Origin of the sequence: Pseudomonas palmensis (assembly GCF_049942755.1) — a bacterium.
GTDB lineage: Bacteria > Pseudomonadota > Gammaproteobacteria > Pseudomonadales > Pseudomonadaceae > Aquipseudomonas > Aquipseudomonas palmensis.
In genome coordinates this window covers 4,102,092-4,120,025 of the sequence record NZ_CP187958.1, presented here as the reverse complement: position 1 = coordinate 4,120,025, position 17,934 = coordinate 4,102,092, and the positions used below count along the sequence as shown (strand labels likewise).

Below are 17,934 nucleotides of genomic sequence, written 5' to 3'. Positions count from 1 at the left end.
AGCCTTGTCCAGCGGCCCTGAAACCTGCAGCGTAAATGTCGGTCCAAGTGAACGATTCTACGAAATACATCACATTTTGCAAGGAAAGGTGATGAAACGTGGCGTTGTGCAATGCCAATATTTATCGTTAAGTTCTTGATTCTAAATGGGAATCGAGCGATGGAATTATCTAGTTTGGGTCCAGCCATCAGACGCTATCGCAAGGTAGCCGGGCTTACTCAGGCTGAACTTGGCGAAAAAACCGGTTTTGACCCCAAAACCATAAGCCGCTTTGAAACCGGCACCTACACCCCCAGTGTCGAAGCGCTGTTCACCTTTGCCGACGTGCTGGGCGTCAAGCTCAATGCCTTTTTCGCCGACCTGGAAGATGCGGACGAGCAACGTGCCTACTTGTTCGGTGTTATTCACAAAGCTCCACCCAAGGACCTGGGAAAGCTGATTGCAGCGGTAGACCTGGCCCTTTCCAAGCCTTGATCACTGCCCTCGCAAAAGCGTGACAGGCGCCTGCCACTGTTGCTTGAAGCGCTTTTGTCGTCGATAAGTACTGCAACTGGTCAGACCGGTAAAACCGATCTGATGCCCTGGATTCGCGAAATACTTGCAAACCCGCGAAAACCCCGCCTACACTGCGCCTGCACTGGACATACCGGTAAGACCACAATAATTAAGTCTGTCGCTCGGCGCTTGTTGCCAGAAGCACGGACACCGACCAGAGATCCCTCCCCATGCTCAAATGGTGCTCGCGTTCGATCTTCCTCCAAGTGGTGCTCGGCCTGATGCTCGGCATCGCCTGCGGCCTGAGCTTTCCTGAAGTTTCCCTGCAACTCAAACCCCTCGGTGACGGCTTCATCAAGCTGATCAAGATGCTCATCGGGCTGATTGTGTTCTGCGTGGTGGTCAGCGGCATTTCCGGTGCCGGCGACCTCAAGAAGGTTGGCCGTATCGGCCTCAAGTCGGTGATCTACTTCGAAGTGCTGACCACCATTGCGCTGGTGCTGGGGCTGGTACTGGCATTCACCTCAGGCATCGGTACCGGTGCCAACATCCACCTCGACCAGTTGTCGACCGCCGATGCCGGCGCGCTGGCCGAGCGTGGCCAGCATATCCAGGGCACGGCAGCGTTCCTCATGGGCCTGATACCCAATTCGGTGCTCGGCGCCTTCGCCGACAACAACATCCTCCAGGTGCTGCTGTTCTCGGTGCTGTTCGGCAGCGCCCTGAACCTGGTGGGCGAGGCCGCGTCGGGCATCACCCGGCTGATAAACGAACTGAGCCATGTGATCTTTCGCATCATGGGCATGATCGTGCGCCTGGCGCCGATCGGCGTGTTCGGCGCCATCGCCTTCACCACCAGCCAGTACGGCCTGGACTCGCTGCAACACCTGGGCGGCCTGGTGGCGCTGTTCTACGTGACCTGTGCAGGCTTCGTGCTGGTGATCCTGGGGACAGTGATGCGCGTCTCGGGCCTGAAGCTGTTCCCGTTCCTCAAGTACATGCGCGAAGAACTGGGCATCGTGCTGGGTACTGCTTCGTCCGATGCGGTCCTGCCGCAGATCATGCGCAAGCTCGAACACCTGGGCATCGGCAGCTCCACCGTCGGCCTGGTGATCCCCACGGGCTACTCCTTCAACCTGGACGGCTTCTCCATCTACCTCACCCTGGCCATCGTGTTCATCGCCAACGCCACCGGCACACCGCTGGCCATGACCGACCTGCTGACCATCCTGCTGGTGTCGCTGATCACCTCCAAGGGCGCCCACGGCATTCCGGGGTCGGCGCTGGTGATTCTGGCCGCCACCCTCACGGCAGTACCGGCCATCCCGGTAGTGGGCCTGGTGCTGGTGCTGGCGGTGGACTGGTTCATGGGCATCGGCCGCGCGCTGACCAACCTGATCGGCAACTGCGTGGCCACCGTGGCCATCGCCCGCTGGGAAAAGGACATTGATCTGGAACGCGCCAACAACGTACTCAACGGCAAGCAGGGCTTCAGCTTCCAGACGCGCAAGCTGCCCACCCCTGCCCATCAACAGGAATTCTAGGCAACGACGTATGCATGTGTTTTCAGGGAGCAAACAGTGATTACCTCATCGACGGTAGTGAATGCGGTAGTGGAGAAACTGCGCCAGGCACTGGCCCGTGGCCAGTGGCGCTCGGGCGAGATGCTCCCGGGTCAGCGAGAACTGGCCGAGCAACTGGGCATCAGCCGGCCAAGCCTGCGCGAGGCGGTCACGGTGCTGGAGACCCTCGGCCTGGTGCGTTCCATGCCAGGCAAGGGAGTGCTGGTGCTCGACCCCGGTACCCAGGAGCTGGTACAGGCCCCCGCGGCCGTGGCCGGAGCCAGCCTGGAGGACGTGCTGCAGCTGCGTTACACGCTGGAGCCGTTCATTGTCGGGCTGGTGGCGCAGTCGGTCAGCAGCAAGGAAATCGGCCAGTTGCGCCTGACCCTGATGGACATGCGCGAGGCCCTGGAGGCCTGCGACAGCGAAGCCGGGGTGCGCGCCTACCTGGCATTTCACGAAGAGCTGTTCGCACTGACCGCCAACCCGATTTTCCAGAGTGTGGTGCAGCAGACCAGCAATGCCCTCAAGCAGAGCGCCCAGGTGCTGCACAACTCGCCCGAGCACCTGGCCGCGCGCCTGGAAGAGAACGAGGCGGTGGTGCGCGCCATCCGCAACAAGGACAGCGCCCAGGCCAGTGCGCAGATGCGCCGGCACATTCTGCAGGAAGGCCTGCGCATGGGCATCGAATTGACCATTCCGGATGAACACCCGGGCAACTGACCAGGAGAGCGACCATGAACGCCTGCCCTGCTACCCCGTCCGCGATCGCCCTGCCCGCGCTGCTGGCGGCCGGCGAGCAGCGCCTGAGCGCTGACGAGATCTACCCGCGACTGTTCGATGCGATCCTCGAACAGCGCCTGGCGCCAGGTACCGCGCTGACCGAGCAGGCGCTGGGCCAGGCCTTCGGTGTGAGCCGCACGGTGATCCGCCGCGTGCTGGGGCGCCTGTCCGACCAGCAGGTGGTGGTGCAACGCCCGGCGCACACCGCCCGGCTGGCCGCACCCGACCCGCAGCAGGCGCGCCAGGTGCTCAGTGCCCGGCGCCTGGCTGAAACCACGCTGATCGGGCTGGCGGCGCGGCGCACCAGTGCCCCACGCATCCGCCAGTTGCGCGAGCTGATTGCCCGCGAGCGCAAGCACCACGAGCAGGGCCATCGGTGCACGGCGATTCGTCTGGGGGGCGAGTTTCACCTGAAGCTGGCGGAGATGGCCGACAATGCCCCGTTGACGCGGTTTCTCAACGGGCTGGTGCCCATGACGTCGCTGATCATTGCCCAGTACGAGACCCAGCCTTGCGAACACTGCGCCTGGCAGGAACATGCAGCCCTGGTGGACGCACTGGAGGACGGCGACAGCGAGGCGGCGCTGCAGTTGATGCACCAGCACCTGGACCGCATCGAGGCCAAGCTGAGCCTGGATTGAGAATGGCGGTGCGCCTTTCGCCGGCAAGGCCGGCTCCTGCAGGAGGTGTTGTGCAGGAGCCGACCTTGCCGGCGAAGGGTCTTGCTGCGCTTGACCTGCCAACGACAAACCGCGCAGCATCGGGCATCCCCACAAGAGCCCGCCCCGTGACCCCAGACCAACGCCACAACGTCCGCGCCCTGCTCTCCGAGTCGTTCGTCGACAGCTGGGTGGACTACGCCTGGATCGCCCGCGAACTCGAACCCTTCGACCTGGCCGAGCTCAAGCGCATCTTCTACGAGGAAGTCGCGCCGGTCTGCTACTACAACATCGTGGCGCCGGTACCACCGGTATGGACCGGTTTCGAGCCGGTATCGCTCAACGAAGAAATCGAAGAGCTGCTGGAGGCGCGCCGACGCAACCCGTTGCGCCGGCATTGGGACCGCCTGTGGGCCGCCACCTGGATCCGCCTGTGGAGCCAGGAATGCTGGGACGCGATCCACCAGGCCTGCCTCGCCCAACGGCAGGCCTGATACCTCGGCACGCTGGCCTCAGAAGTCCCAGCGAGTGGTCACCATCACGTTGCGCGGGTCGCCATAAGAGGCCGAGTTGTAGAAGCCGATATTGGTGAAGTAGGCCTTGTCGAACACGTTGTTGACGTTCAGCGTGGCCGACAGCTGCTCGCTGATCTGGTAACGCGCCATCAGGTCCACCAGCCAGTAAGGGTCTTGGGCAAACTCTTCGTCGCGCTTCTTGACGTTGTTCGACAACACCTGCCAGCCCTTGCCCTGCCAACGCGCACCGCCACCGATGGTCAAGCGGTCGAGCGCCCCCTTGAGCTTGTAGCTGGTGTAGAAACTGACCTGGTCCTCGGGCTCCCAGGTCGACACCTTCTTGCCCTGGTCATCGCGGATCACCTTGTGGGTGTAACCCCCCTGCAGTTGCCAGCCCTCGGCCAGTTCGCCGGAGATCTCTGCCTCATAACCCTTGGTCTTGGCCTTGATGCCTTCGTAGGCGTACTCGACCGCCGGGTTGGTCGGGTTGCCGTTGTAGGCCCGGTCCTCTTCGCCCCGGCTGCTCTGGTGAATCTCGAAATACGCCAGGCTCGCATTCAGGCGCCCGTCCAGGAACTCACCCTTCAGGCCCACCTCGTAGTTCTGCCCTTCATCCGGGTCGAGCAGGCGGTTGTTGCGGTCGCGGTACCAGGCATCCTGCGGCATGAAGATATCGGTGTAGCTGGCATACAGCGACAGGTAGTCATTGAGGTCGTACACCGCCCCCAGGTAGGGCAGCAGGCGATCGTCCTCGCGGCCGTTGGCGGTCACGCCGTTGATGCGGTAGTTGGCCAGGCGTGCACCGAGCAGCAGCGTCAGATCGTCGGTGGGGTGCAGGCGGGTGGTCACGTAGGTGCCGGTCTGACGCACGCGGTCATCCACGGTCTGGGTCTGCTCCCCCCAGTCCGGTTCGGGGGTGTTGCCGTTCCAGCTGCCGTAGTCGACGGAGTTGCCATTGGGGTATCTGGCGCTCCACCAGCCCTTGCCTTCCCAGTGAGACTGGGCAAACGAGGTACCGATCACCAGTTCGTGCTCACGCCCCAGCAGCTCGAACGGCCCGCTGGCGTAGAGGTCGGCCGAATTGCTCACCGTCTCGCCCGTGTATTTGGCCGAATAGAGGCTGGCGGTGCCGTCGGCGCGCGGGTAGTAACCCTGGATCGAGCCCAGCGGCGCGTCATAGCCGTTGATCTTGTGGTCCAGCTGCGCCTTGGCAACCCAGCCGTTGGCCAGGTGATGCTCCAGGCTGGCAAACACGGTGCGGGTGTACTGGTTCCAGTGGCTCCACTTGGCGCCGTTGTTGAAGTGGCGTGGCAGGTCGTTGCGGTTGCCCTGGGCATCGAACAGCGGAATGCTGCCCGACCAGCTCGAGCCTTCCGGCTTGTTGTCCTGGTAGTCACCGCCCACGGTGAGCAGGGTGTCCGGGCTCAGGTCGAATTCGAGGATGCCGTAGTAGACGTTGGTCTTGCGCTGGTAGTGGTCCATGAACGAGTGCTTGTCCTGGTAGGCCGCCACCGCACGGCCGCGCACGTTGCCGCTGTCGGTCAGCGGGCCGCCCACGTCGAGTTCGCTGCGGTAGTTGTCCCAGCTGCCGGCGCCCAGAGTGAAATGCCCCTTGAAATCGGCAGTCGGCTTCTTGCGCACCAGGTTGATCGTGGCCCCCAGCGACCCCGCGCCGGTGAGCAGGCCGGTAGCACCCTTGAGCACTTCCACGCGGTCATAGATGGCCATGTCGCTCAAGGTGTTGCCGGCCGAATAGCCGACGTTGCGCGCCGTCGAGGGGATGCCGTCGTACTGGAAGTTGTTGATCGAGAAGCCGCGGGCATAGTAGCTGGTGCGGTCGCTGTCGAAGGCCGACACGGTGATGCCCGGGGTATGGCGCATCACATCGTCGATGTTGTTGAGCCCGAAATCGTCCATGTGCTGACGGGTGACCACGGTGATGGTCTGTGGCGTTTCGCGCGGTGTCAGCACCAGCCGTGTGGCGGTGGCGATGGTGCCTGGCGTGTAGGAGCCGCTGTCTTCGGTGATGGTACCCAACTGGTTGCTGGTGACTTCGGTCACGCCCAGGTTCAGCGCCCCGGCAGTTTGCGGCAGCGGGGCCAGGCTGTAGCGCCCGTCGTCTTCACGCACGGCCATCAGGCCATTGCCCTCGAGCAACGCCTGCAGGCCCTGATCGACACTGTAACGCCCGTGCAGGCCGGCGCTGGTCTTGCCCGCGGTCAGGCTCGGTGCGAACGACAGCACCACGCCGGCCTGGGCGGCGAAGCGGTTCAGAACCTGACCCAGGTCGCCCTGGTCGAGGTTGTATTCGGTCGGTGTGGTGCTGTCGGCGTGCGCCATGCCCGGCATCGCCAGCGGCCACAGCAGGGTGGAACACAACAGCGTGGTACGCAGCCTTGCCGCGACCGGTGATCGGGTATTCATCGGTTCTTTTCTCTTCTGGTTGGCAGTCAGGCCATCACGCCTGCATGCCTAGAAGTCGAACGAAGGAGCGAATACCTATCATTTACGAAAAATATTTTTCAGGTGGTGAGGGGTTCGATGCTTACCCAGTATTTTGTGCGCCGCTCGACCCGCACCGGCAGGGTCTTGCCGATGGCGCGCAGAATCTGCTCGGTGTCGTCGAGCTTGAAGGTACCGCTGATACGCAGGCTGGAAACCTCGTTGGCACAGTTGAGCCAACCGGGGCGATAACGCCGCAGCTCGGCGATGAATACCCCCAGCATCTGGTCGTTGGCAATCAGCAGCCCCCTGCGCCAGGCATCGCGGTCGGGCTCCAGTGGCGAGCCAAGCACGAACTTGGGGTGTGAAAACCGCACCTGATCCCCGGCATCGACCACCGCCCCCCCCATGCCATCGCGCGGCATCACGCCCACCTGGCCCTGGTACACCGCCAGTTGCGTGCTGCTGGCGTCGCTGTCGCGGCGCACCAGAAAGCGCGTGCCCAGCGCCTCGACGGTGCCGTTGACGGTCTGCACCCGCAACGGGCGCCCGGCCTTGTCGGCGGCGCTGGTGATCATCACCTCGCCCTGGCGCAGTACCAGCAGGCGCTGCTGGTTGTCGTAGCGCACATCCAGGGCAGTGTCGGTGTTGAGTTCGAGCCGGGTGCCATCGGCCAGGGTCAATGCCTGACGCTTGCCGACGCGGGTATGGTAGTCCGCCGTCCACGGCCCGCTGCTCAGCTCTCGGTAGCCGGCCCAGCCCAGGCCGCTGGTGCCGGCCAGCACCAGTATGCCCTTGAGCACGCCGCGCCGCGGGATCGCGGCAGGCTGCCCGGCGATGTCCAGGGTACGCCCGGCCAGCCCGCCAGATAGCTGGCCAAGCCGCTGCTGAACCTGGACGACCTGTTGCCAGGCCCAGCGATGCTGGTCGTGGGCGTCCAGCCAGGTCTGCCACGCTTGCCGGTCGGTATCATCCACGGCATCAGCATTGAGGCGGGCGCGCCAAAGCGCAGCCTGTTCCAGCGCGGCGCGCTGGAGAGGGTCGAGAGTAGCCATGGGGTCACGAGTCGGCTTGCAGGCTGTACAGCGTACAGTGGTGAAAGGCCTTGGCGATATAGCGGGTGACCGTCACCTCGGAAACCCCCAGCTCCTCGCCGATCAGCCTGTAGGTCATGCCATCGAGCTGCGACAGCAGAAAGGCCCGGCGTATGCGCGGGCCGAGCCCCGCCAGCATGGCATCCAGCTCGCACAGGGTCTGCAGCAGGATCAGCCGCTCCTGCTCGGATATCTCCACCGCTTCGGGCTGCTCGGCCAGTGCCTGCAACCAGGCCCGCTCGAGGCGGGCACGGCGAAAGTAGTCGATCATCAAACGCCGCGCGATGGTGGCCAGGTAGCCGCGTGGCTCGCGTACCGCGCCTAGCCGGTCGCTGGCGTCCGGGGCGCTGAGCACCCGCACGAACACGTCCTGCATCAGGTCGGCCGCCAGGTGCCGACAGGCCACCCGCGGACGCAGCCAGCCCTGTAACCAGCGGTGGTGGTCCTGATAGATACGGCTGACCTGTTCGCGCAACGCGGGATCGGGAGTGGACATGGGCGACCGGGGTACGAATGAGAATTCCTATCATTCTATGCCTAGCCGACGCTCAGAAGCAAAGCATCGCGGGCCTGCACGCCCTACACGGCGGGCGATACCTGTGCCGATGCCGAACTCGGCAGCCCGAACACCCGATCGAACAGCCAGTTGTAGAGGAACGTGTAGCACGGGATCAGGATGATGAACGCCAGGTCCACCAAGAAGGCCTCCCACAGCGAAATCCCCAGCCACCAGGCAATCAGCGGGATCAGGTACACCACCAGGGTAAGCTGGAACCCGATCGCGTGCGCCGCGCGCCGGGCCACGCTGCGCCCCCGTGTGGCCTGGCGGCTCTCCCAGTACTCGAACAGGGTGTTGTAGATGAAATTCCACACCATCGCGATGGTGGTGATCATCACGGCCAGCGGCCCGGTGTTGCTGGGCGCGGTGCCGGACAGCAGCGCCAGCCCGAGTGTCGACAGGCACAGCCCGATACCTTCATAGGCCGTTACATACACCAGCTTGCGTTTCAGACCTTGCACCTTTTCACCCCTCGGCAAATCAAATTCGGCCGGCAGGATGCGTCAATTTTCTTGACAGAAAAAGTCAGCAGCTATCAGATCTACTGAAAGGAGAGGCTGATGAATTTTTCCAGCGACACTATCGAACTGTTTCTTGCGGTGCTCGACCGCGGCTCGTTCTCGGCTGCCGCCCGGGTATTGGGGCGGGTACCCTCGGCAGTCAGCATGGCCATCGCCAACCTGGAGGCGGAGCTAGGCTTTGCCCTGTTCGAGCGTACCCACCGTGAAACCCGCCCCACCCCGCTGGCCCTGGCGCTGGAGCCCCATGCCCGGCTGATCGCCGACCAGCTGACGCAGCTTCAGGTGCACGCCATCGAGCTTTCCCAGGGCCTGGAAAGCACCCTGGCCATCGGCGTGGTGCCCGACATCGATCACCAGCCGCTGCTCCAGGCCATCGGCCAGATCAGCCAGCGCCACCCGCTGCTGCAGGTGGAGGTGCTCAGCGCCCCGCAGGAAGATGCGCTGCACCTGCTGCACGAGGGTCGCGTGCAACTGTGCCTGGCGTTTGCCGGGCTGACGGTCGACCCGCGCCAGCGCTTCGAACAGGTCGGCATGGAGTCGCTGACCGCCACCCTCTCGCCCCATCACCCCGCGCTGGGCGAGCAGGTGCGCTACCTCGAAGACCTGGTCAACGTGCGCCAGATCGTGGTGGCCAGCCGCGATTTGCCGATGCTCGACCCCCGCGTGCTGATCGGTGCCTCGCACTGGCGCACCGACAGCCTGAGCATGGCCATCGAGATGGTCGAGGCCGGGCTTGGCTGGGGCGACTTCCCGCTGTCGCGCATTGCCCCGCTGCTCAAGGCCGGGCGACTGGTGCAACTGGATTTTCGCAACACCCGCAATGAACTGCGCCTGCCGGTGCATGCCTTCTGGCTCAAGCAGCAGCCGCTGCAACGCGCTGCCCAGGAGCTGGTGAGGTTGCTGAGACAGACCGCAGCCCTGGCCGACTGACCCCGCGTCAAAATGGTACGTAAATATTTCGTGGTTTCAGCCGATACCTGAAAGGTCAGTCGCGTGCAATTCACGATGGCGGTGCTCACAAGGCTCCGACCCGTGACGCCGTCACTTCCCCTATCTGGCTAAAGGTCTCGAAACATGAACCTGAAATTTCGCCACAAGATCCTGCTCAGCGCCAGCGCAGTCGTCGTGCTGGCCTTTGCACTGTTCACCCTCTACAACGATTACCTGCAACGCAACACCATCCGCCAGAACATCGAATCGTCGGTCAACCAGGCCGGCGCGCTGACAGCCAGCAGTGTGCAGAACTGGATGAGCGGGCGCATCCTGGTGCTGGAAAACCTGGCCCAGAACATCGCCCACCAGGGCGCCAATGCCGACTTCCCCGGGCTGGTCGACCAGCCCGCCTTCACATCGAACTTCCAGTTCACCTATGTGGGCCAGACCAACGGCGTGTTCACCCAGCGCCCGGACGCGAAAATGCCCGACGGCTACGACCCGCGCCAACGTCCCTGGTACACAGCTGCTGTCGCCGCCGGCAAACCCATGCTCACCCCACCCTACCTGGCGGCTGTCGGCGGGCTGGTGGTGACCATTGCGATGCCGGTCAAGAGCAACGGCGAACTGGTCGGCGTGGTGGGCGGCGACCTGAGCCTGGCCACCCTGGTGGACATCATCAATGCCGTGGACTTCGGCGGTATCGGCCACGCCTTCCTGGTCGACCGCGACGGGCAGATGATCGTCAGCCCGGACAGCGACCAGGCCATGAAGAACCTCAAGGACATCTACCCCGGCAGCAACCTGCAGGTCGCCGCCGGCCTGCACGACGTGACCCTCAACGGCGAACAGCGGATCATCTCGTTCGCCCCGGTCAGCGGCCTGCCGTCGGCCGACTGGTACATCGGCCTGTCCATCGACAAGGCAAAGGCCTACGCCCCGCTGAGCCAGTTCCGCACCTCGGCCATCATCGCCATGCTGATCGCCGTGGCCGCCATCGCCGGCCTGCTGAGCCTGCTGATTCCGGTGCTGATGCGCCCCCTCACCACCATGGGCCGCGCCATGCAGGACATCGCCCAGGGCGAAGGCGACCTGACCCGGCGCCTGACCGTGGAAAACAAGGATGAATTCGGCGAACTGGCCGGTGCCTTCAACCAGTTCGTGGAGCGCATCCATGCATCGATTTCCGAAGTGGCCTCGGCCACCCGCCAGGTGCACGACCTGTCGGAACGCGTGATAAGCGCCTCCAACGCCTCGATCATCGGCTCCGAGGAACAGAGCCTGCGCACCAACAGCGTGGCCGCTGCAATCAACGAACTGGGCGCCGCCACCCAGGAGATCGCGCGCAACGCCGCCGATGCCTCGCAACATGCCAGCGGTGCCAGCGACCAGGCCAACGATGGTCGCCAGGTGATGCAGGAGACCATCAGCGCGATGACGGCGCTGTCGCAGAAGATCAGCGAGTCGTGCGAGCAGATCGAAACCCTCAACGCCAGCACCGATGACATCGGCCAGATCCTCGACGTGATCAAGGGCATCTCGCAGCAGACCAACCTGCTGGCACTCAACGCCGCCATCGAGGCAGCACGGGCCGGTGAAGCCGGTCGCGGCTTTGCCGTGGTGGCCGACGAAGTGCGCAACCTGGCGCACCGTACCCAGGAATCGGCCGAAGAGATCCACAAGATGATCACCACCCTGCAGGTGGGGTCGCGCGAGGCAGTGCACAACATGAACGCCAGCCAGGTGTCCAGCGAGCAGAGCGTGCAGGTCGCCAACCAGGCCGGCGAACGCCTGACCAGCGTGACCCTGCGCATTGGCGAGATCGACGGCATGAACCAGTCGGTAGCAGCCGCCACCGAGGAACAGACCGCCGTGGTCGAGAGCCTGAACCTGGACATCACCCAGATCAACGTGCTCAACCAGCAGGGTGTGGCCAACCTCAACGACACCCTCAAGCACTGCGATGACCTGGCGCGTCAGGCCGGGCGCCTCAAGCAACTGGTAGACAGCTTCAAGATCTGACCCCCGCCCTCGCCCATCGGCCGCCCAGGCGGTCGATGGCACCCTCGCCTGCTGCGTTACGGTTATAAACTAATAACGAACAAGTCTATTTGGCTATAAAAAAACCTTTATGCTGGCGCCATCCGATCACGGGCTCGCTGGGTGTTTAGGTATTTATGGATGTAGGTTCTTTTGGTTTCACCATCGCAGGCCTGGTTGTTGGGTTCATTGTCGGCATGACCGGCGTTGGCGGTGGTTCGTTGATGACCCCGATCCTGCTCTGGTTCGGCATCAACCCGGCCACTGCAGTGGGCACCGACCTGTTGTATGCGGCCATCACCAAGGCCAGTGGCGTCTGGGTGCACAGCAAGCAAAAGAACATCGACTGGAAGATCACCGGGCTGCTGGCCATGGGCAGCGTGCCAGCGGCGGCCTTGACCCTGTGGTTTCTGAGCACCCTGCATACCGACACCCAGACGCTCAACGGCGTGATCAAGCAGGGCCTGGCGGTGGTGCTGATCCTCACGGCGCTGGCCATCCTGTTCAAGTCGCGGTTGCAGGCGTTTGCCAGCAAGCACGCCGGTGACCGCTACCACCTCAGCGAACGCAGCCTCAACGCCCTTACCGTGGTCACTGGCGTGGTGCTGGGCGTGATGGTGTCACTGACCTCGATTGGCGCGGGCGCCCTGGGCACTGTCGCGCTGTTTCTGCTGTACCCGTACCTGGTCACCCGGCGCCTGGTGGGCACCGAGATCGCCCACGCCGTACCTCTGACCCTGGTCGCCGGCCTGGGCCATGCGAGCATGGGCAACATGGACTGGTCGTTGCTGGGCTACCTGCTGCTGGGCTCGTTGCCGGGGATCTACCTGGGCAGCCACCTGACCGGGCGCATTTCCGACAACGTACTGCGCCCTTGCCTGGCGGGGATGCTGTTGCTGATCGGGTACAAGCTCGCGTTCTGAGCGCATCTTTCCGACAGCGCGTCGACGCCATTCGCCGGCAAGGCCGGCTCCTACCGTGATCATGTAGGAGCCGGCCTTGCCGGCGAAGATTTTTGCGGAACCAAGTATAGTACTTATACCATACATCACAGGTAGTACTTCCATAACAACCCGACATTGTTATATAAGATGCCCGGAGCCATCTGCGCTGCCGCCACCGACAAGGGGGCAGCTGACATCAAGAGCTAACAATCAGCCAACGGGTGCCACACATGTCGAATTCTCACCAGGGCCTCGCCCCTGCCTGTACGAGCCTGCTCAACCTCGGCTCACCCCCGCGCACGTTACCTCGCCCCGCGACCTGATCGCGGCGCGCCGGCGCCTGCCCCACAGCATTTACCGTCTGGCTGCGAGCCCTGCCCGCCGCCCTGACGCCCCACACCCGCAACAAAGTCGATGGCCCGCCCCAGGCAATAAAAACAACAAAGGAGCCCCACCCATGACGCACGCCCGAACCGATCACGCGCAGAGTTGCGACCGCATCCGCGCCAACCCCAAATTCCAGCAACTGGTGCGCACCCGATCGCGCCTGGCCTGGTCGCTCAGCGCCGCAGTGCTGGGTGCCTACTACCTGTTCATGCTGGTGGTGGCGTTCTACCCGCAGGTGCTGCACACACCGCTGGGGGACGGTCGCCAACTGACCCTCGGCATTCCCGTGGCCTCGGCACTGATCGTGCTGTCGTGGCTGCTGACCGGCTGGTACGTGCGCAGCGCCAATACCCGCTTCGACAGCCTCAGCGCACAGGTACTGGAGGAGTCGAAATGAACCGCACCGCACTGCTAGTGCTGAGCAGCCTGCTGCTGACCCCGGCGGCTTTCGCGGCGCCGCTGGTGGCCGACAAACAACCGGTCAACCTGCACGCCATCGCGATGTTCTTCGTGTTCGTGCTGGGCACCCTGGCGATCACCTGGTGGGCCGCGCGCCAGACCCGCTCCACCTCCGACTTCTACACCGCCGGCGGCGGCATCAGCGGTTTTCAGAACGGCCTGGCGATTGCCGGCGACTACATGTCGGCGGCCACCCTGCTGGGCCTGTCGAGCCTGGTGTTCGCCAAGGGCTACGACGGCTTCATCTACACCGTGGCGTTCTTCGTCGGCTGGCCGATCATCACCTTCCTGATGGCCGAGCGCCTGCGCAACCTGGGGCGCTACACCTTTGCCGACATCGTGTCGTACCGCCTGGACCAGACCCGCATCCGCACCTTCGCCGCCTTCGGCTCGCTGACCGTGGTGTGCTGCTACCTGGTGGTGCAAATGGTGGGTGCCGGGCAACTGATCAAGCTGCTGTTCGGCCTGGACTACAGCACCGCCGTGATGGTGGTGGGCGCCCTGATGCTGGTGTACGTGATCTTCGGCGGCATGATCGCCACCACCTGGGTGCAGATCATCAAGGCCGTGCTGTTGCTGGCCGGTGGCACCACCCTGGCGCTGCTGGCCATGGCCGAGTTCGGCTTCAGCCTGGAAACCCTGGCCAGTCGCGCAGTGAACGTACACAGCACAGGCTGGAGCATCATGGGCCCCGGCTCGATGCTGGCCGACCCGATCAACGCCGCGTCGCTGTCGCTGGGGCTGGTGTTCGGCATCGCCGGGCTGCCGCATATCCTGATGCGCTTTTTCACCGTGCCCAACGCCAAGGAAGCACGCAAGTCGGTGTTCTACGCCACCGGCTTCATCGGTTTCTTCTTTCTGGTGGTGATGGTGCTGGGCTACGCGGCCATCGTCATCGTCGGCACCGACCCGCAGTTCTACGTGGACGGCGACCTCAAGGGCGCGCTGATCGGTGGCGGCAACATGGTCGCCATGCACCTTGCAAAGGCAGTGGGCGGCAACCTGTTCCTGGGCTTCCTGTCGGCGGTGGCCTTCGCCACCATTCTTGCGGTGGTGTCGGGCCTGGCACTGGCCGGTGCGTCGGCCATCTCCCATGACCTCTACGCCACCGTGTGGAAAAAGGGCACCGCCAGCGAAAAGGACGAGATGCGCGTGACCCGTATCGCCACCGTCGGCCTGGGCATCATCGCGATTCTGCTGGGCATCCTGTTCGAGAAGCAGAACGTGGCCTTCCTGGTGGGCCTGACCTTCGGTATCGCCGCCTCCACCAACTTCCCGGTGCTGATCATGGCCATGTACTGGAAAGGCCTGACCACCCGCGGCGCGCTGGCCGGCGGCTTTGCCGGGCTGATCACCGCGCTGGGGCTGGTGATCCTGTCGCCGGCGGTGTGGGTGTCGGTGCTGGGCAACGCCCAGGCGATCTACCCCTATGACCATCCGGCACTGTTTTCCATGCCGCTGGCGTTCCTGGTCACGGTGATTGTGTCCAGGCTCGACCGCAGCGCCCGCGCAGCCCGCGAACGTGCCGCCTTCGACGACCAGTTCGTGCGCGCACAGACTGGCCTGGGCGCCGCCACCGCCGTCAGCCACTGAACCACTGCAACCCCTGTCACGGGCCGCTACGGCGGCCCGTGCGGGCATCGCTGCACCTCATAAAAACAAAAAAGAGGATTTACCATGCACCGCACTTTCCCACCGTTCAGCCTTGGCCTGCTGGCCACGGCAACACTCGCCGGCGTTTGCAGCACGGCCAACGCGGCCTTTGTCGATGACAGCAAGGCCAGCGTGGAACTGCGCAACTTCTACTTCAACCGCGACTTTCGCCAGCACGAGGCCCCGCAGTCCAAGGCCGAGGAATGGGCCCAGGGCTTTGTGCTGCGCTACGAGTCCGGCTTTACCGAGGGCACCCTGGGCGTTGGGGTGGACGCCATCGGCCTGCTCGGGCTCAAGCTCGATTCCAGCCCCGAACGCAGTGGTAGCGGCCTGCTGCAGCGTGACCGCGAGGCACCGCGCCGTGCCCAGGGCGAGTACAGCGAGCTGGGCCTGACCGCCAAGGTGCGCGCCAGTCACAGCGTGTTGAAGGTCGGCACCCTGATACCCAGGCTGCCGGTGCTGATGCCCAACGACTCGCGCCTGTTGCCGCAGACCTTTTCCGGCGGGCAGTTGAACGTGCAGGAGCTGGAGAACCTGAACCTCGACATCGGCCGGCTGCGCCAGGTCAACCAGCGCGACTCCACCGACTACGAGGACATGGGCGTGACCACGGGCGCGGCAAAAAACATCGTGGCCCGGCGCAGCGACAGCGATCGCTTCGACTTCGCCAGCCTTAGCTACAAGTGGACCGACAGCCTGACTACCAGCTACAGCTACGGTGCGCTCGACAACCTCTACCGCCAGCACTTCGTGGGCCTGAACCACACCTGGGCGCTGGGCGAGGGGCAGTCGCTCAAAAGCGATATCCGGTTCGCCCGCTCCAGCGACGACGGCGCCAGCAACGTCGACAACAAGGCGCTGGGGGCGATGTTCACCTACGGCATACAGGGCCACGCCTTCGGTGTGGGCTACCAGCGCATGCGCGGCGACACCGGCTTTGCCTACCTCAACGGCGCCGATGCCTACCTGGTGAACTTCGTGCAGATCGGCGACTTCGCCAACAAGGACGAAACCTCGTGGCAGGCCCGCTACGACTTCAACTTCGCCAGCGTGGGCCTGCCGGGGCTGACCTTAATGACCCGCTACCTGCGCGGCGACGGCATCGACCTGGGTGCGGGGCGGCCTGATGGCAAGGAGTGGGAGCGCGACACCGATATCGGCTACGTGGTGCAAAGCGGCCCGCTGAAAAACGTCGGCGTGAAGTGGCGCAACGCCACGGTACGCTCCACGCATTTCGGCAACGACCTGGACGAGAACCGGCTGATCCTGTCGTACACCGTTGCACTCTGGTAATTGAACATTGGCCATTCGCCGATAACACTCAGGCGTTGCTCGTGGTCCAGAGGGCAACGTCTGACGTCATCAAGCGACGAACAACTGGAAGTCTCGCTTGAAAAAGTCCCACCTTGGGACCAGAATGGGGCCTTATGAGAATCATTGCCATCAGTCACCTGAAAGCATTTTCCGAGAAGCATCCTGCATCCAAGCAACCCTTGCTCTCATGGATTGACGAAGCCAGGCAGGCAAGATGGTCCACGCCTGCGGATATCAAGGCGCAGTTCGGCAATGCCAGCATCCTCAAAAGTCGCAGAGTGGTGTTCAATATCAAAGGCAATGACTATCGGATCGTGGCTGCCGTGGCCTATCGCTTCGAAGCCATCTACATCAAGTTTGTCGGTACTCACGAACAATACGATGGCATTGACGCCGACACCGTTGAGATGGAGTGATCCTGTGAACATTCACCCAATTCATACCGAGCAGGACTACAAGGCCGCGTTGGACGCAGTGTCCGAGCTGTTCGACAACGAGCCGGAACCCGGCACGCCCGAAGGTGATTACTTCGATGTCATGGTCACGCTGATAGAGGCGTATGAGACCAAGCAGTTTCCGCTCGACCTGCCCGACCCCATCGAGGCTATTCGCTTCAGAATGGAGCAGTCCGGCCTGAGCGCCGCCGACCTGGTACCGGCAATCGGCCGGAAGAACCGGGTCTACGAAGTACTCAATGGAACGAGAGCGCTGACACTGCCGATGATATGGCGGTTGCACGAAATGTTCGGAATTCCGGCGCAAAGCCTGATAAAACCTCGACAAGTGCAGGGCGTCGACACTACACGTTGACTGCTTGCGCAGCGCTATCGAGCCAGGGAGGCCCGGCATGTTGCACGTTCTGTTCCACCGTTTTTCTCTTGCCCTTGCCCTGAGCGCCCTGCTCGTCGCCTGCGTGCCCTACCCGCGAGAGCGCCCGGCCTATGCCGACCTGTGCGAGTCGCGCCAGGTGTTCGAGGTGCCGACCGCGCACGGGGTCAAGACTTTCTACCTGTACACCTACCTCTACGACCATGCGCTGATGTGGAGAGATCGACCCTACACGCAGGGTTACTTCAGCGTGCCCCATGGCTCGCCACAGCGCGAGTTCTACGTGCAGGTGATCGGCTTCAACAAGAATCGCCAGCAGCCTCTCAAGGCAGGGTCGGGCGAAGCGCCCATCCCCATGCTGTACGACAGCCGCAAGGCCTACCTGACCTTCGAGAATGGCCAGCGCCTGGCGGCCCGCCCGGACCTTTACCTGGGCGCGTTGAACAACGACTTCCCGCTTTCGGGCAAGGACTACGTGCGCCCCTCACCGTTCGACATCAACAGTGACGAGGTGCACCGGCGCATTCCCAAGCTCACCAACAACAGCCGCTATGGCTCGGTCTACGTCGCGTTCAACACCCCGGACTTCAACGCCGACGCCAAGTGGACGATCAACCTGGGCACGTTGGAAATCGACGGGCAGTCGGTTACTGTGGCGCCACTGCAACTGTGCCACCACCCGAAAAAATCCTGGATCGGCGTCGAGCCGTTGATGCGGCCCTGAGCCCCGGTCCACTTCACGCCCA

18 protein-coding genes are annotated in these 17,934 nt (G+C 63.6%); 14 read left to right on the top strand and 4 right to left on the bottom strand.

Features of this window, described 5'->3' with window-relative positions:
• The first annotated feature begins 159 nt into the window (after window positions 1-159).
• The 5 genes from ACPRTJ_RS19115 (at window position 160) to ACPRTJ_RS19095 (ending at window position 3,993) form a co-directional block, all read left to right on the top strand.
• Window positions 160-474, top strand: a complete 315-nt coding sequence (locus ACPRTJ_RS19115; RefSeq protein WP_043864657.1) for a helix-turn-helix domain-containing protein — start codon at window positions 160-162, stop codon at window positions 472-474.
• Between the two features lie 251 nt (window positions 475-725).
• A complete protein-coding gene (locus ACPRTJ_RS19110; protein ID WP_043864516.1) occupies window positions 726-2,039 on the top strand; it encodes a C4-dicarboxylate transporter DctA in 1,314 nt (437 codons plus the stop codon).
• Window positions 2,040-2,075: 36 nt separating this feature from the next.
• Window positions 2,076-2,780 (top strand): FadR/GntR family transcriptional regulator, encoded by a 705-nt coding sequence (locus ACPRTJ_RS19105; protein WP_043864517.1) that lies wholly within the window; start codon window positions 2,076-2,078, stop codon window positions 2,778-2,780.
• Between the two features lie 14 nt (window positions 2,781-2,794).
• A complete protein-coding gene (locus tag ACPRTJ_RS19100) occupies window positions 2,795-3,481 on the top strand; it encodes a GntR family transcriptional regulator (protein ID WP_043864518.1) in 687 nt (228 codons plus the stop codon).
• A gap of 146 nt (window positions 3,482-3,627) precedes the next feature.
• Entirely contained in the window at window positions 3,628-3,993 is a 366-nt protein-coding gene (locus ACPRTJ_RS19095; protein ID WP_415378089.1) for a DUF7079 family protein, read from the top strand.
• Window positions 3,994-4,011: 18 nt separating this feature from the next.
• Here ACPRTJ_RS19095 and ACPRTJ_RS19090 read toward each other — a convergent pair whose 3' ends face one another.
• From ACPRTJ_RS19090 to ACPRTJ_RS19075, 4 genes are all read right to left on the bottom strand, one after another.
• Entirely contained in the window at window positions 4,012-6,438 is a 2,427-nt protein-coding gene (locus ACPRTJ_RS19090) for a TonB-dependent siderophore receptor (protein ID WP_167400205.1), read from the bottom strand.
• A 98-nt stretch (window positions 6,439-6,536) separates the two neighbouring features.
• On the bottom strand, window positions 6,537-7,511 hold the full coding sequence (locus ACPRTJ_RS19085) for a FecR domain-containing protein (RefSeq protein WP_043864520.1): 975 nt from the start codon (window positions 7,509-7,511) through the stop codon (window positions 6,537-6,539).
• Between the two features lie 4 nt (window positions 7,512-7,515).
• Window positions 7,516-8,046, bottom strand: a complete 531-nt coding sequence (locus ACPRTJ_RS19080; RefSeq protein ID WP_043864521.1) for a sigma-70 family RNA polymerase sigma factor — start codon at window positions 8,044-8,046, stop codon at window positions 7,516-7,518.
• Window positions 8,047-8,129: 83 nt separating this feature from the next.
• On the bottom strand, window positions 8,130-8,570 hold the full coding sequence (locus ACPRTJ_RS19075) for a PACE efflux transporter (protein ID WP_426427178.1): 441 nt from the start codon (window positions 8,568-8,570) through the stop codon (window positions 8,130-8,132).
• Between the two features lie 99 nt (window positions 8,571-8,669).
• Between ACPRTJ_RS19075 and ACPRTJ_RS19070 the strand changes: the two genes are divergently transcribed.
• The 9 genes from ACPRTJ_RS19070 to ACPRTJ_RS19030 all read left to right on the top strand — a co-directional run bounded on the left by ACPRTJ_RS19070 (window position 8,670) and on the right by ACPRTJ_RS19030 (window position 17,912).
• Window positions 8,670-9,560, top strand: a complete 891-nt coding sequence (locus tag ACPRTJ_RS19070; protein ID WP_196932495.1) for a LysR family transcriptional regulator — start codon at window positions 8,670-8,672, stop codon at window positions 9,558-9,560.
• Between the two features lie 144 nt (window positions 9,561-9,704).
• A complete protein-coding gene (locus tag ACPRTJ_RS19065) occupies window positions 9,705-11,585 on the top strand; it encodes a methyl-accepting chemotaxis protein (RefSeq protein ID WP_426427177.1) in 1,881 nt (626 codons plus the stop codon).
• Between the two features lie 155 nt (window positions 11,586-11,740).
• Entirely contained in the window at window positions 11,741-12,526 is a 786-nt protein-coding gene (locus ACPRTJ_RS19060) for a sulfite exporter TauE/SafE family protein (RefSeq protein ID WP_043864524.1), read from the top strand.
• 478 nt (window positions 12,527-13,004) lie between these two features.
• A complete protein-coding gene (locus ACPRTJ_RS19055) occupies window positions 13,005-13,331 on the top strand; it encodes a DUF485 domain-containing protein (protein ID WP_104572749.1) in 327 nt (108 codons plus the stop codon).
• Window positions 13,328-14,986, top strand: a complete 1,659-nt coding sequence (locus ACPRTJ_RS19050) for a cation acetate symporter (RefSeq protein WP_058541320.1) — start codon at window positions 13,328-13,330, stop codon at window positions 14,984-14,986. Before ACPRTJ_RS19055 ends, ACPRTJ_RS19050 begins: the two co-directional genes overlap by 4 nt.
• An 84-nt stretch (window positions 14,987-15,070) precedes the next feature.
• The gene (locus ACPRTJ_RS19045; protein ID WP_426427176.1) at window positions 15,071-16,339 is read left to right on the top strand and encodes an OprD family porin; all 1,269 of its coding nucleotides are present in this window, start codon (window positions 15,071-15,073) and stop codon (window positions 16,337-16,339) included.
• Between the two features lie 134 nt (window positions 16,340-16,473).
• The gene (locus tag ACPRTJ_RS19040) at window positions 16,474-16,776 is read left to right on the top strand and encodes a type II toxin-antitoxin system HigB family toxin (protein WP_054915303.1); all 303 of its coding nucleotides are present in this window, start codon (window positions 16,474-16,476) and stop codon (window positions 16,774-16,776) included.
• A 4-nt stretch (window positions 16,777-16,780) separates the two neighbouring features.
• Window positions 16,781-17,170, top strand: a complete 390-nt coding sequence (locus tag ACPRTJ_RS19035) for a helix-turn-helix domain-containing protein (protein ID WP_054915304.1) — start codon at window positions 16,781-16,783, stop codon at window positions 17,168-17,170.
• Window positions 17,171-17,207: 37 nt separating this feature from the next.
• Complete coding sequence (locus ACPRTJ_RS19030; protein ID WP_315405682.1) at window positions 17,208-17,912, top strand: hypothetical protein; 705 nt, start codon at window positions 17,208-17,210, stop codon at window positions 17,910-17,912.
• Window positions 17,913-17,934 lie beyond the last annotated feature (22 nt).